11 protein-coding genes are annotated in these 12,972 nt (G+C 61.9%); 6 read left to right on the forward strand and 5 right to left on the reverse strand.

Annotated features, from left to right (window positions below):
- Window positions 1-6: 6 nt before the first annotated feature.
- Window positions 7-1,431 carry a serine hydrolase domain-containing protein gene (locus RL_RS17120; protein WP_011652814.1) on the reverse strand — a complete coding sequence of 475 codons (1,425 nt, stop codon included), beginning with the start codon at window positions 1,429-1,431 and terminating at the stop codon, window positions 7-9.
- A gap of 217 nt (window positions 1,432-1,648) precedes the next feature.
- On the opposite strand from RL_RS17120, the gene RL_RS17125 reads away from it, so the two are divergent.
- The 5 genes from RL_RS17125 to RL_RS17145 all read left to right on the forward strand — a co-directional run bounded on the left by RL_RS17125 (window position 1,649) and on the right by RL_RS17145 (window position 6,796).
- Window positions 1,649-2,893: a DUF3419 family protein gene (locus RL_RS17125; protein WP_011652815.1), complete on the forward strand. Its 1,245-nt coding sequence runs from the start codon at window positions 1,649-1,651 to the stop codon at window positions 2,891-2,893.
- The gene (locus RL_RS17130; RefSeq protein WP_011652816.1) at window positions 2,890-3,564 is read left to right on the forward strand and encodes a class I SAM-dependent methyltransferase; all 675 of its coding nucleotides are present in this window, start codon (window positions 2,890-2,892) and stop codon (window positions 3,562-3,564) included. The genes RL_RS17125 and RL_RS17130 overlap by 4 nt, the downstream gene beginning before the upstream one ends.
- Window positions 3,565-3,689: 125 nt before the next feature.
- The gene (locus tag RL_RS17135; RefSeq protein ID WP_011652817.1) at window positions 3,690-4,487 is read left to right on the forward strand and encodes a glycoside hydrolase family 25 protein; all 798 of its coding nucleotides are present in this window, start codon (window positions 3,690-3,692) and stop codon (window positions 4,485-4,487) included.
- Between the two features lie 81 nt (window positions 4,488-4,568).
- A complete protein-coding gene (locus tag RL_RS17140) occupies window positions 4,569-5,786 on the forward strand; it encodes a lytic murein transglycosylase (protein ID WP_011652818.1) in 1,218 nt (405 codons plus the stop codon).
- Between the two features lie 104 nt (window positions 5,787-5,890).
- Window positions 5,891-6,796 (forward strand): DMT family transporter, encoded by a 906-nt coding sequence (locus tag RL_RS17145; protein ID WP_011652819.1) that lies wholly within the window; start codon window positions 5,891-5,893, stop codon window positions 6,794-6,796.
- Window positions 6,797-7,276: 480 nt separating this feature from the next.
- On the opposite strand, the gene metF is transcribed toward RL_RS17145, so the two are convergent.
- The 4 genes from metF to RL_RS17165 form a co-directional block, all read right to left on the reverse strand.
- Window positions 7,277-8,185, reverse strand: a complete 909-nt coding sequence (metF, locus tag RL_RS17150) for a methylenetetrahydrofolate reductase [NAD(P)H] (protein WP_011652820.1) — start codon at window positions 8,183-8,185, stop codon at window positions 7,277-7,279.
- A 1-nt stretch (window position 8,186) separates the two neighbouring features.
- Complete coding sequence (locus RL_RS17155) at window positions 8,187-9,212, reverse strand: ArsR/SmtB family transcription factor (protein WP_011652821.1); 1,026 nt, start codon at window positions 9,210-9,212, stop codon at window positions 8,187-8,189.
- A 162-nt stretch (window positions 9,213-9,374) separates the two neighbouring features.
- Entirely contained in the window at window positions 9,375-11,024 is a 1,650-nt protein-coding gene (gene ettA / locus RL_RS17160) for an energy-dependent translational throttle protein EttA (protein ID WP_011652822.1), read from the reverse strand.
- Between the two features lie 97 nt (window positions 11,025-11,121).
- Window positions 11,122-11,862 carry a ribonuclease T2 family protein gene (locus RL_RS17165; RefSeq protein ID WP_028740846.1) on the reverse strand — a complete coding sequence of 247 codons (741 nt, stop codon included), beginning with the start codon at window positions 11,860-11,862 and terminating at the stop codon, window positions 11,122-11,124.
- Window positions 11,863-12,021: 159 nt separating this feature from the next.
- Here RL_RS17165 and RL_RS17170 point away from each other — a divergent pair, with 159 nt between their 5' ends.
- Entirely contained in the window at window positions 12,022-12,951 is a 930-nt protein-coding gene (locus RL_RS17170; RefSeq protein WP_011652824.1) for an alpha/beta fold hydrolase, read from the forward strand.
- The last annotated feature ends 21 nt before the right edge of the window (window positions 12,952-12,972 follow it).

Consider the following 12,972-nt stretch of genomic DNA (forward strand, 5'->3'; position numbering starts at 1 on the left):
GGCGGCCTATGGCTGCGGCTGGGCTTGTCGTTGCGATCCGGCCTGCTGCTGCGCCCCCGATTGCGGCAGGGCCGCCAGGATCGCCTTCAGCAGCGTCTGCGGCTGGTAGCCGAGCCGGCTCGGTGTCAGGCCGAGCCTGACGACCACCAGATTGGCGGAAGGCACGATCGCTACGCTCTGCCCGTCGTGCCCCGTCAGCCAGAATGTATCCTCAGGCAGCCCGGCCCCAGCGCTCGAACCGCGGCCGGGTGACAGCCAGGCCTGGCCCTGCGAATACCGCCCGTTCGAAGCCGCCGTCGGAGTGCGCATGGCGCCGACAAAACCCTCCGGCAACAGTCGCTGGCCGTTCCACACGCCGTCCTGCAGCAGGAACTGCCCGAAGCGCGCCCAGTCATGCGCCGTCGCATAAAGGTAGGAGCTTCCGGCGAACGTGCCGCGCGCATCGAGTTCGAACACGGCGCTCGTCATGCCGAGCGGGGCAAACAACGCGTCGTGCGGATAGGAAAAAGCCGCCTGAGCATTGCCGACCCTGTCCATCCAGATGCGCGAGAGCAGCACAGCCGTGCCGCTCGAATAGCGGAAGCGTTGGCCGGGTGCTGCCTCCATCGGCGCACCGGCCGGTAGCGATACCATGTCGGGATCGAGATAGAGCATGCGCGTCACATCGGCGACGTCGCCATAGTTCTCGTTGAAGGCAAGGCCACTCTCCATGCCGAGCAGATCGGAAACCTTGATCTTGGCACGCGCATCGTTCTTCCACTGCGCCAGCAGGTTATCGTCGTCGAAGGAGATCTTGCCGCCAAGCATCAGCCGGCCGAGGATCGTCGCATTCACTGTCTTCGTCATCGACCAGCCGATCAGCGGCGTCTTCGCCGAGAAGCCGGGGCCATAGGCCTCAGTGACGATGCGGCCATTGCGCACCACCACGATCGCCCGCATTGCCGGGCCGGCAACTCCGGCATCGGAAAGCAGCGCGGCGATCTTCCCGTCCGCCGGATTGCCGGTCCCCTCGCCCTCCGGCCACAAGGCGTCATTCGCCTGCATCTTGGCCGGCGGATCGAAGGGCGCAGCCTTCGCGGCCGCCTCGAAATTGCCGTCCGGCACGCTCGTACAGCCGAAAGCACCGCGGTAGAGCGCATAACTCGGCGCAAACAGCCCCATGAAGCGCGCCGTCACACGGTCGTTGTCGCGGTCGACGCTGACGCGCAACAGCCGCAGCAGCGGATTTCCAGGCGCCTGGACATCGTCATGGAGCACATCCTCCGCCTCCCGGCCGGCGATGAAGACATTGGAGCAGACGATCTTGGCGGCATAGCCGTCTCCGACGCGCAGCAGTTCCGGCGGCCGGATGAACAGCCAGCCGGCGGCAGTGATGACGAGAAGAACGAGAAGGAGAGCAAGCGCCTTCAAGATACGCAGGACAAATCGCATGGCATTCCTCCATGCCGGGAGAAAAGCAGGAATCGCACGCGCCGGAAAGAGGCCGAACCGAAGAAGGGCGATCCTCCCGATCACTTTCCCAGGAGAGCCATCCCGGTCGCTCGCCCGAGGAGGTCGAAGCCTCCGAAGAACGGCGCCCACAGCCCGCGTCATCAAACTGTAGCAGAGGCGCGCTACACGCCCTGAACGCTAAAAAGGTGACAGACTCATGTCAGAATTTGCACCGGATGCCGGCTTCCGCAAGAACCGGAAACTTAAGGACGCCCTTCTTCGCCATAAGGCTTTTTCGAAGGATGGCTTTTCCGAGCGTCTCTTCGGTCTTCTTTTCTCCGGCCTCGTCTATCCGCAGATCTGGGAGGATCCGGATCTCGACATGCAGGCGATGGAGCTTAAGCCAAACCATCGCATCGTCACCATCGGCTCCGGCGGCTGCAACATGCTCGCCTATCTCTCCAAAGCGCCGGCCTCGATCGACGTCGTCGATCTCAACCCGCACCACATCGCGCTGAACCGTCTGAAGCTTGCCGCCTTCAAGCACCTTCCCGGCCATGCCGATCTCGTCCGCTTCCTAGCAATGCCGAACGAGAAGTCGAACAGCCGCGCCTACGACCAGCATCTCGCCGCCCGTCTCGATGAGGCGACTCGCAGCTACTGGAACGGCCGCAAGTTCGGCCGTCGCCGCGTCACGGTCTTTGACCGCAACATTTACGAAACGGGCCTGCTCGGCCGCTTCATCGGCGCCGCCCACCTTCTTGCCCGCCTGCATGGCGTCAAGCTGCGGGAGATGACCAAGACCCGCTCGATCCGTGAGCAGCGCCAGTTCTTCGACGAGCAGATCGCGCCGCTCTTCGAAAAGCCGGTCGTGCGCTGGATCACCGGCCGCAAGAGCTCGCTCTTCGGCCTCGGCATTCCGCCACAGCAATATGACGAACTCGCAAGCCTTGCCGCCGATCATTCGATCGCGCCGGTGCTGAAGCACCGCCTGGAAAAGCTCGCCTGTCATTTCCCGATGAGCGACAATTATTTCGCCTGGCAGGCCTTCGGCCGCCGCTACGGCACCGAAGCGGAAGGCCCGCTGCCGACCTATCTGAAGTCGGAGCACTATCAGGTGATCCGCGCCAATGTCGACCGCGTCAACGTTCACCATGCAAGCTTCACCGAGCTTCTGGCCCGCGAGCCGGCCGCCTCGCGCGACCGCTACATCCTGCTCGACGCACAGGACTGGATGACGGACGAGCAGTTGAACGACGTCTGGACGGAAATCACCCGCACGGCGCGCGAAGGCGCCCGCGTGATCTTCCGCACCGCCGCCGAAAAAAGCATCATCGAAGGCCGCCTGGCTCCGGCGATCCGCGACCAATGGGATTACTTCGAAGGGAAGTCGCGTGAACTGACTGCGCTCGATCGCTCGGCAATCTACGGCGGCTTCCACATTTACGGGAAGAAAGCGTGAGCAAGGTCGGCACTGAGACGGCAGGACAGAGCGATGAACATGCCAGCCTCATGGATGGCATGTACCGCCACCAGCGTCATATCTACGACCTGACCCGCAAATATTATCTTCTCGGCCGCGACAGCACGATCCGCAACCTCGACGTGCCCGAAGGCGGCACGCTGCTTGAAGTCGGTTGCGGCACGGGGCGCAACATGGCTTTCGCCCATAGGCATTTCCCGACCGCCAAGCTGTTCGGCCTCGACATTTCCCAGGAAATGCTGATTTCGGCGCGCAAGACCTTCGCCACCAAGGCGACGATCCCGGAATTCCGCGTCGCCGACGCCACGGCGTTCACACCGCGCGAATTCGGCGTCAGCGGCTTCGACCGCATCCTTATTTCCTATGCCCTGTCGATGATCCCGGACTGGGAGCGCGCCGTCGATGCATCGATCGCCGCCCTCAATCCCGGCGGCCAGCTGTACATCGTCGATTTCGGCCAGCAGGAAGGCTTGCCGGGCTGGTTCCGGCGCATGCTGCAGTCCTGGCTTGCGAAATTCCACGTCACCCCGCGCCCCGATCTGCGTGAGGTCCTGGAAGCGCAAGCCCATGAAAACAACGCGATATTGTTGTTCGATACCGTCGGCGGCGGTTATGCCTGGCGGGCAGCTATTATCAGCAAGCGCTCATAATTCGCTTGAAACTAACCGATTTTTTACGTTGATATGGTGAAAAGAGGGTTATCCTCTGCTGACTCGTCTTTTTCGAAGGTCAGGTTGTGGGGCAAAGAGATCATTCGAGCTACGACGGGACGCCCATGCGCCGGCTTTTGTTTTGCGTTTTGCCCCTAGCCATCCTTTTGGCCGGCTGCAGTTCCTCCGGTTATGACTACCTCGAAACGGCGTCGATCAAGCCGAAGACGCGCTTCAAGGACACCGATCCCCAGGATTTCGGTCCAAAGCATCCGCAGCAGAACCAGGTCCACGGCATCGATATCTCCAAATGGCAGGGCGATATCGATTGGCGCACGGTAAAGAATTCTGGTGTCGCCTTCGCCTTCATCAAGGCGACCGAAGGCAAGGACAGGGTCGATTCGCGCTTCGACGAATACTGGCGAGAGGCCCGCGCCGCCGGCATCCCGCACGCTCCCTATCATTTCTACTATTTCTGCTCCTCCGCCGATCAGCAGGCCGACTGGTTCATCCGCAACGTGCCGAAGGAGGCCATGCGCCTGCCGCCGGTGCTCGACGTCGAATGGAACGCCGAATCGAAGACCTGCCGCTACCGTCCCGATGCTGAAACGGTGCGCGCCGAAATGCAGCGTTTCATGGACCGGCTGGAAGCCTATTACGGCAAGCGCCCGATCATCTATACCTCGGTCGATTTCCACCGCGAAAATCTCGCCGGCTACTTCCAGGATTATCATTTCTGGGTCCGTTCGGTGGCAAAACACCCCGAGGTGACCTATTCCGACCGCCGCTGGGCCTTCTGGCAATATACCTCGACCGGGGTTATTCCCGGCATCAGTGGACCGACCGATATCAATGTCTTTGCCGGCAGCGCAAAGAACTGGAACAATTGGGTGGCCACCGTTTCCAAGGATAGAAATTCTTAGTAACGTCTTGCGATGTTTCTTGCTTCCGTCACATTCGTCTGTGAAAGCGACGGCAATCTGTTTGATATAAGGACCGCATCCATGCACCGCTCGCTCGCAAGCTGCTCTGCACTCGCCCTTCTGTTTGCCCTCGCACTCGCAGGCGGCGCGGCCGCCCAGCAGGCGCCGGACGCAGCCCCGGCAGCACCCTGCGGCGGCGATCTGTCCGCCTTCCTCGAAGGCGTGAAGAAAGATGCCGTCGCAGCCGGCGCCAGTGCCGCAGCCGCCGACGAGGCCTTCGCCGGCGCCGATATCGATCCCAAGGTCCTGAGCCGGGATCGCGCCCAAGGCGTCTTTAAGCAGACCTTCCTGGAATTCTCCCAGCGCACCGTCAGCCAGGCCCGCCTCGACATTGGCCGCCAGAAAATGAAGCAATATGCCGACGTCTTTGCCCGCGCCGAGCAGGAATTTGGTGTCCCCCCCGGCGTCATCACCGCCTTCTGGGCGATGGAAACCGATTTCGGCGCCGTCCAAGGCGATTTCAACACCCGCAACGCCCTGGTAACGCTGTCGCATGATTGCCGCCGCCCGGAACTCTTCCGTCCGCAGCTGATCGCCCTTATCGAGATGGTCCAGCATGGCGACCTCGACCCCGCCACCAATACCGGCGCCTGGGCCGGCGAGATCGGCCAGGTGCAGATGCTGCCGCGCGACATCATTGCCTACGGCATGGATGGCGACGGTGACGGCCATGTCCGCCTGAAACAGAGCAGCCCGGACGCCATCCTGACGGCGGCGAAATTCATCCAGCACCTCGGCTTCGAGCGCGGCCAGCCCTGGCTGCAGGAAGTGACCGTGCCCGACAACCTGCCCTTCGAGAAATCCGGTCTTGGCGGCACGATGAAGGCGGCCGAATGGTTCGCACTCGGCGTCAAGCCGCGCGACGGTAATACAGCTTTCGGCGATCTCGAAGGCGACCTCGTGCTGCCGCAGGGCCGCATGGGACCGGCTTTCATCGCCTATCCCAATTTCAAGATCTATCTCGAATGGAACAAGTCGTTCATCTACACGACCTCGGCCGCCTATTTCGGGACACGCCTTTCGGGCGCTGAGCCGTACCTCAAGGGCGTGCCGGAACAGGGGCTTGCCAGCGACCAGATGAAGGCGCTGCAGACCAAGCTGCAGTCGCTCGGCCATGATGTCGGCGAGATCGACGGCATCCTCGGCTCCGGCACGCGTGTCGCGATCCAGAAGGAACAGCAGCGCCTCGGCATGCCGGCCGACGGATGGGCGACGCCTGCCCTTCTCAACGCCCTCTGATCTCAGCTGACGCCCTGCCGCCGCCCGCTTCGCAAGAAACGGGTGGCGCCGTTCGCCGCCTACGCTAAAGCATCAAGCGAGCGGCTTGCGATGGAGGAATCGGCATGGACAGCAGAATGAATGCCTGGACCTGGGGTCTGCTGGTTCTGCTCGGCCTGATCTGGGGCGGTTCGTTCTTCTTTGCTCGCATCGCTGTCCAGCACGTGCCGCCGCTGACCCTGGTCTTCTTCAGGCTGCTGCTCGCAGCGCTGGCGCTGCATATCTATATCGCCGGCCGTTTCGATTTCTATGCGATCTTCAAGGTCCGCTGGCCCGAATTCCTGATCCTCGGGCTCATCAACAATGCCCTGCCGCATGCGCTGATCTTCTTCGGCCAGACCCGCATCGGCGCCGGTCTTGCGGCGATCCTGAATGCGACGACGCCGATCTGGACCGTGCTGATCGCCAACTACTTCACCTCAGACGAAAAGCTGTCGCCGGCAAAGATCGCCGGCTGCCTGGTCGGGCTGGCCGGAACGGTCGTGCTGATCGGCCCCGGCATGTCGGCCGGCAGCCAAGCCCCGCTCTGGGCGCTGCTTCTTCCCGTGCTTGCCGCAATCTCCTATGGTTTCGCCGCCACTTACGGAAAACGCTTCAAGAATGTTCCCGCCCCTGTCACCGCAGCCGGACAGTTGACCGCCTCTTCGCTGATTGCGCTGCCGCTGTCGCTGCTGGCCGATCGCCCATGGGCGCTTGCCGCACCGCCGCTCGATGCCCTCCTCGCCATCCTGGCGCTGGCGCTGCTGTCGACCGCCTTCGGCTACATCCTCTATTTCCGGATCATGGCGGCGGCCGGCGCCACCAATGCCTCGCTCGTCACCCTGCTGGTGCCGCCGAGCGCCATCCTTCTCAGCGTGCTCTTCCTCGGCGAAAGGCTCGCACTGAGCGAGTTTGCCGGCATGGCGCTGATCGGTTTCGGCCTCGTCATTCTCGACGGCCGCGCCTATCGCCTGCTGGCCAAGGCCGCCTGAAACCGGTTGCGAATTCCACATGTTTTCAACCGGTTGAGATCCCGCCATGTTTTGGGCGCATAGGTAAATGCGCAATCGCCCGATTTAACGGCATGTTAAAATCCGTGAACAAAAATTTGTTGCAAATTAACAAATAATTTCAAACACTTGCCGAAACGCTATTCGACTTATCCACTGAGCCCTTCTGCAGCGCAGCATAAGATCTGCTTCCCAACCGACATATTTCAGACATATTATTGGCCGGTTAACGCGAGGAGACAGACATGGGACTCACGCAATCCTTGAATGTTCTGTTGGTCAGTGCAGCGTTTGCTTTCGTCTTGTCCATGCTCTTCATCTGAGCTGGCCGACGAAAGTGTAATGACTGATAGTGCCTAAACTCCTGAATAGCTGATCAATCCGCCAACGAAAAAGCGCATGTCCCGCCCGACATGCGCTTTTCACTTCTACAGCGCCGCACGTCCTTCAGACACGCAAAGATCAGGCGGCTGCGCCAGCACTTTTTGTTTCGCGGCCGGGGCGAGAGAGGCCGAGATTGTCGAGCACGGCGGAAACCAGCGGCGCACGGTTCATCGTATAGAGATGGAAGTCGTGGATGCCGCGCCGGACGAGATCTTCGATCTGTTCGGCAGCGACTTCGGCGGCGACCTTCGCCCGCTCCTCGGGCTTGTCGTCGAAACCCGCAAAGCGCTCGTCGAGGAAGGCGGGGATGATGGTGCCGCAGGCCCCGGCGAAACGCTTCAGCTGCGTCAGGTTCTGGATCGGCATAATGCCGGGCACGACAGGGATCGAGATGCCGGCACCGCGCACCCGTTCCAGGTAGCGCTCGAAATTGTCGTTGTCGAAGAAGAACTGCGTCAGTGCGCGGTCGGCGCCATTGTCGGCCTTGCGCTTCAGCATGTCGATATCGGCCGCCGTGTCGTGGCTTTCCGGGTGTTTTTCCGGATAGGCGGAAACCGAAATCTCGAAATCGCCGATTTCCTTCAGGCCGGCCACAAGCTCCGCCGCATTGGCATATCCGCCGGGATGCGGCTGGTAGGGCGCGCCGGCACCACCGGGCGCATCGCCGCGCAGCGCCACGAAATGCGTCACGCCGGCTTTGCGGAACGTATCGACCACCTGATGCGTCTCTTCCTTCGTCGCGCCGACGCAGGTGAGATGCGAGGCGGTGGCAAGCGGCGTCTGCGACAGGAACCGCGTGACGGTGGTCAGCGTCGGCGCTCTGGTGGTGCCGCCGGCGCCATAGGTTACCGACACGAAATCCGGGTCCCAGTCCTGCAGTTCGCTGACGGTATGCCAGAGCTGCCCTTCCATCTCCTCCGATTTCGGCGGGAAGAATTCGAAGGAGACCCTGATGTTGCGGCCGCGCGCTTCGTTTTTCAAAGCCATGTCATACCCTCCCGGCAAATGTAGGTTCGGCGCCTTCGCTCGTCTGCGAAGCCATGAGGCGCCTCGGATCGCGCGCGAGCCAGACGGTGACCGTCAACCCCTGCCCGCTTTGCTGACCCGGATGAAGATCGACGACCTGCTCGACGTCGAGCCCGGCCTTGCGCAACCAGTCGGACATCGCCTGGTGCGAAAAACCGAGACGGACATGCGCATGCTCGTCGCGGAGATATTCGAGCGTGTGCGGCGCAAGGTCGATGACCACGAGCCGGCCGCCCGGCCGCAGCATGCGCGACGCTTCCGCGATCGCAATCTCCGGCTGATCGAAGAAATGCAGCACCTGGTGGATCGTCACCAGGTCGAAATCCTGTCCCTCGAAAGGCAGGTTCAGGATATCGGCGTGACGCACGGTGGCCTTGGTGATGCGGGACTTGTCGAGATTGGCGCGCGCCACGCTCAGCATGTCGCGGCTGGCATCGACGCCGGTCGCCCGGCGGTAGAGCCCGGACAGGAGTTCGAGGATGCGGCCGGTGCCGGTGCCGAGATCGAGTAGTGAATCGATCGGCTGGCTGCCGAGCAGCCGGATGACGGCAGCGTCGACCTCCTCATCGGCCGCATGCAGGCGGCGAAGCTCGTCCCATTCGGCCGCGTTGCGGCTGAAATAGGCCTGTGCCCGCTCGGCCCGCTGGCGCTTGACCTGCGAAAGCCGCTCGCCGTCGCGAAGGACGGTGGGATCGTTCTCCGAGACATGCTTCAGCAGCGCCCGCGCCAACATGGCTGCCTTACCGTCCTGCTTGAGGCGGAAATAGGCCCAGGCGCCTTCCTGGTAGCGTTCGATCAGTTCGGCCTCGCCGAGCAGCTTCAGGTGGCGGGAGATGCGGGGCTGGGATTGGCCGAGAATTTCGGTAAGATCGGTCACCGTCAGGTCGCCGCCGTCAAGAAGCGCCAGAAGACGCAGGCGCGTGGGCTCGCCGGCCGCCTTCAAGACGTCCACCAGCGCATCCAGTCCAAGCTTCAAGGGTTCGCTCATCTTCGATCCAATCAAGACATAAAGATATCTTTATGTGATTTAAAAAGCAGTGGCAAGCGGCAATTCGCACTCTCCGCGAAATTGGCTGCTCAGATTGCGACAAGGCGTGACATGAAAAAGCCCCGGCCGAACCGGGGCTTCCGCAAGCAAAAATGAGTGAAATCAGCGTGTCAGGCGCTTATGAGCCTGGCTGCCCGGGTTGAGGGCGTCGGGGCCGAGGCGGCGCACCTTGTCCTGTTCATAATCCTCGAAGTTGCCTTCGAACCATTCGACATGACCATCGCCTTCGAAAGCGAGGATATGCGTCGCCAGACGGTCGAGAAACATGCGATCATGGCTGATGATGATGGCGCAGCCGGCAAAGTTCTCCAGCGCGTTTTCCAACGCACCCAGCGTTTCCGTATCGAGGTCGTTGGTCGGTTCGTCGAGCAGCAGAACGTTGCCGCCGGCCTTCAGCATCTTGGCAAGGTGAACACGGTTGCGCTGACCACCAGAGAGATTGCCGACCTTTTGCTGCTGGTCGCCGCCCTTGAAGTTGAAGGCGCCGCAATAGGCACGGGAGTTCATGTCGAACTTGCCGAGCTTGATGATTTCGGCGCCGCCGGAGATTTCCTCCCAGACCGTCTTGTCGGCCGCAAGGGTGTCACGGCTCTGGTCGACATAACCGAGATGCACGGTCTCGCCGATGCGGATCGAACCGCCATCCGGCGTTTCCTGGCCGGTGATCATCCTGAATAGCGTCGTCTTGCCGGCGCCGTTCGGGCCGATGATGCCGACGATGCCGCCCGGCGGCAGCTTGATCGACAGGTCGTTGATAAGCGTGCGGCCCTCGAAGCCCTTGGTGATGCCGTCCATTTCGATGACCACCTGGCCGAGGCGCTCGCTGACCGGGATGATGATCTGCGCGTCGCCGGGACGCTGCTTCTCGGCGGCATCCACCAGCTGCTCGTAGGACTTGATACGCGCCTTGGATTTGGCCTGACGGGCCTTCGGGCTGGACGCGATCCATTCCTGTTCGCGGCTGATCGCCTTCTGGCGCGATGCGTCTTCGCGGCTTTCCTGCAGCATGCGCTTGGCTTTCGCCTGCAGGTAGGCCGAATAGTTCCCTTCGTAGGGGATGCCACGGCCGCGGTCCAGTTCGAGGATCCATCCGGTGACGTTGTCCAGGAAGTAGCGATCGTGGGTAATCATCATCACGGCGCCCGGATAGTCGCGCAGATGTTTTTCGAGCCAGGCGATGGTTTCGGCGTCCAGGTGGTTGGTCGGTTCGTCGAGCAGCAGCAGATCCGGCTGCGAAAGCAGCAGGCGGCAGAGCGCGACACGGCGACGCTCACCACCGGAAAGGCTGGTGACTTCGGCGTCGCGCGGCGGGCAGCGCAGGGCTTCCATCGCCATCTCGACCTGGCTTTCCAGATCCCAGAGGTTCTGGCTGTCGATGACGTCCTGAAGCTTGGCGCCCTCTTCCGCCGTCTCGTCGGAATAGTTCATCATCAATTCATTATAGCGATCGAGGACAGCCGTCTTCGAAGCAACGCCTTCCATGACATTCTCGAACACCGTCTTGTTGGGATCGAGATGCGGCTCCTGCTCCAGATAGCCGACCGTCGCACCTTCGGCGAGCCAGGCTTCGCCGGTATACTCCTTGTCCTGACCTGCGATGATGCGCAGCACGGTGGATTTACCCGCGCCGTTCGGACCAAGGATACCGATCTTGGCATCCGGGTAGAACGAAAGGTGGATATTCTCCAGGATCTTCTTGTTGCCATAGGCCTTGTTGAGGCCGGACATATGATAGATGAACTGACGTGCCATGCTGCGCTGCTCCGGGCGGGAAACTTCGATTGTGCCGCTATGTAGGCGAAACAGCGCCTGCGGGCAACGCCAAACCCGGTTTACTCAGGATTTCCGCTCAAAAGCCCGCAGCGTCGACGACGCCCTCGTCACAGCCGAACGACGTTTTTCCAGCGCCCTGGATCAGGTCGGCGAGGCCGGTAGTTTTCGCCGATGCCGCCCCGGCGGCTTCCGAAAGCCCGATCGTCAGCTCGCTGATCATCCTGACATTGCCGGCCCGCCGGCAACTCATCTTGACGCGGTCGCCGGCACCCGGCCCGAAGCTCTTGTCGAAAGCCGCCTTGATCGCGTCGGCCTTGACCGGCTTGCCGATATTGGCAGCGAAAAGATCGCGCACCGCCGACGCGTTGAGCGCGCCCACGAGATGCACGCCGACGCCGAAATAGTCGTCGGCGCTCATCTTCGTGCAGGTGCCATGCTTCACCCATTCATGCCGTTCCAGGCCGGATTGCGTGCCGGGCATCGCCTTTGCCAGCGCCGTCTTCGTCTCGGCCGCAAGCGTGACCTCCGGCAGCTTGTTCCAGTCGCCATCCTTGTCGGCGGCCTTCTGCTCGGCGCTCACGCCGCAATAATCCTGCCGCATCGGCCAAAGTCCGTGCAACGAAAAGTTCGTCGCGTCGGGGCGCTCGCCGGTCTGGCTCGCACATTCGGCTTTCTTCTGGTTCGTCTGGCAAAAGGCCGGCTGCCAGCTTGCCGCCAGAATGAAGCGGGTGCGCCCGCCAGCCTCCTGCGCCACGCCGGCGCCGGCAACAACCATCGACACGGCAAACGTCAAGGTACGCAACTGCATGCTGCTCATTTCAACCCCCAAAAAAAGAACAATACAGGAACAAATAAGCATCAAAATCAAAAGGCCGCAACCCTGAATCGCAACACGGCCGCAAATTGTTATCAGATGATCAAATGCCCATGTTGCAATTACCCGGCGATCTGGTCTGTTGCCGCCGGGAGGACCCACATGTTTTCTGAAACGCAAAGGCTCGCCGTGCCAGGGGCGTCGCTGGCCTATCACCATGCTGAGGCCATCACCCCTCCACGCGGCATCCTGTTGATCTCGCATGGCTTGGCCGAGCATTCGAAACGATACCGCTCCTTTGCCGAGGCGATGGCGGTGCGCGGTTATCATGTCTATGCCCATGATCATCGAGGCCACGGCGAGACGACGGCACCCGATGCGCCGATCGGCCGCTTCGCCCGGCGCAGTGGCGTCGAAAGGGTGATCGGCGACGTCATCGCCATCCGCGGCCATGCGGCCTCCCGCCATCCCGGTCTGCCGGTGATCCTTTTCGGCCATTCGATGGGCGGCCTCATCGCCCTCAACGCTGCCGTCACGGCTCCGGCCGACTTCGACGCCGTCGCCGTCTGGAATTCGAATTTCGCCGTCGGCCTTGCCGGCCGCGCCGCCCAGGCGATGCTGCTTGCCGAGCGCATGCTGAAGGGCTCCGACGTGCCGAGCGGCTTGCTGCCGAAGCTCACCTTCAGCACCTGGGGCAAATCCATTCCCGGCCGCCGCACCGAGTTCGACTGGCTGTCGCGCAGACCTGATGAAGTCGACAAATATGTCGCCGATCCGCTCTGCGGCTTCGACGCCTCGGTCTCTCTCTGGCTCGATCTCTTCGAACTGACCTTCCGCGCGCCGCAGAAAATCCACCTCGACCGGCTGCCGCGGGACATGCCGATCCATCTCGTCGGCGGCGGAGAAGACCCGGCGACGGAACGTGGAAAAGCCGTGCTCTGGCTGTCAAACCATTTGAAAGGCCAAGGCTTCTCCCGTATCAGCACTGAGATATATCAGGACATGCGGCACGAAACACTGAATGAGATCGGCGCGGATGCGGCGATCGCAGCCTTTGCGGACTGGTGCGACAGGGCCGTCGCAAGATCCTGAGCGACCAATATCCTGAGTACA

Source organism: Rhizobium johnstonii 3841 (assembly GCF_000009265.1).
Taxonomy (GTDB): Bacteria; Pseudomonadota; Alphaproteobacteria; order Rhizobiales; family Rhizobiaceae; genus Rhizobium; species Rhizobium acaciae.

Excerpts from the sequence above, each read along its gene's own strand:
- RL_RS17120 (WP_011652814.1), bottom strand. The coding sequence starts at position 1,431 with ATGCGATTTGTCCTGCGTATCTTGAAGGCGCTTGCTCTCCTTCTCGTT.
- RL_RS17125 (WP_011652815.1), top strand. The coding sequence starts at position 1,649 with ATGTCAGAATTTGCACCGGATGCCGGCTTCCGCAAGAACCGGAAACTT.
- RL_RS17135 (WP_011652817.1), top strand. The coding sequence starts at position 3,690 with ATGCGCCGGCTTTTGTTTTGCGTTTTGCCCCTAGCCATCCTTTTGGCC.
- RL_RS17140 (WP_011652818.1), top strand. The coding sequence starts at position 4,569 with ATGCACCGCTCGCTCGCAAGCTGCTCTGCACTCGCCCTTCTGTTTGCC.
- RL_RS17145 (WP_011652819.1), top strand. The coding sequence starts at position 5,891 with ATGGACAGCAGAATGAATGCCTGGACCTGGGGTCTGCTGGTTCTGCTC.
- metF (WP_011652820.1), bottom strand. The coding sequence starts at position 8,185 with ATGGCTTTGAAAAACGAAGCGCGCGGCCGCAACATCAGGGTCTCCTTC.
- RL_RS17155 (WP_011652821.1), bottom strand. The coding sequence starts at position 9,212 with ATGAGCGAACCCTTGAAGCTTGGACTGGATGCGCTGGTGGACGTCTTG.
- ettA (WP_011652822.1), bottom strand. The coding sequence starts at position 11,024 with ATGGCACGTCAGTTCATCTATCATATGTCCGGCCTCAACAAGGCCTAT.
- RL_RS17165 (WP_028740846.1), bottom strand. The coding sequence starts at position 11,862 with ATGAGCAGCATGCAGTTGCGTACCTTGACGTTTGCCGTGTCGATGGTT.
- RL_RS17170 (WP_011652824.1), top strand. The coding sequence starts at position 12,022 with ATGTTTTCTGAAACGCAAAGGCTCGCCGTGCCAGGGGCGTCGCTGGCC.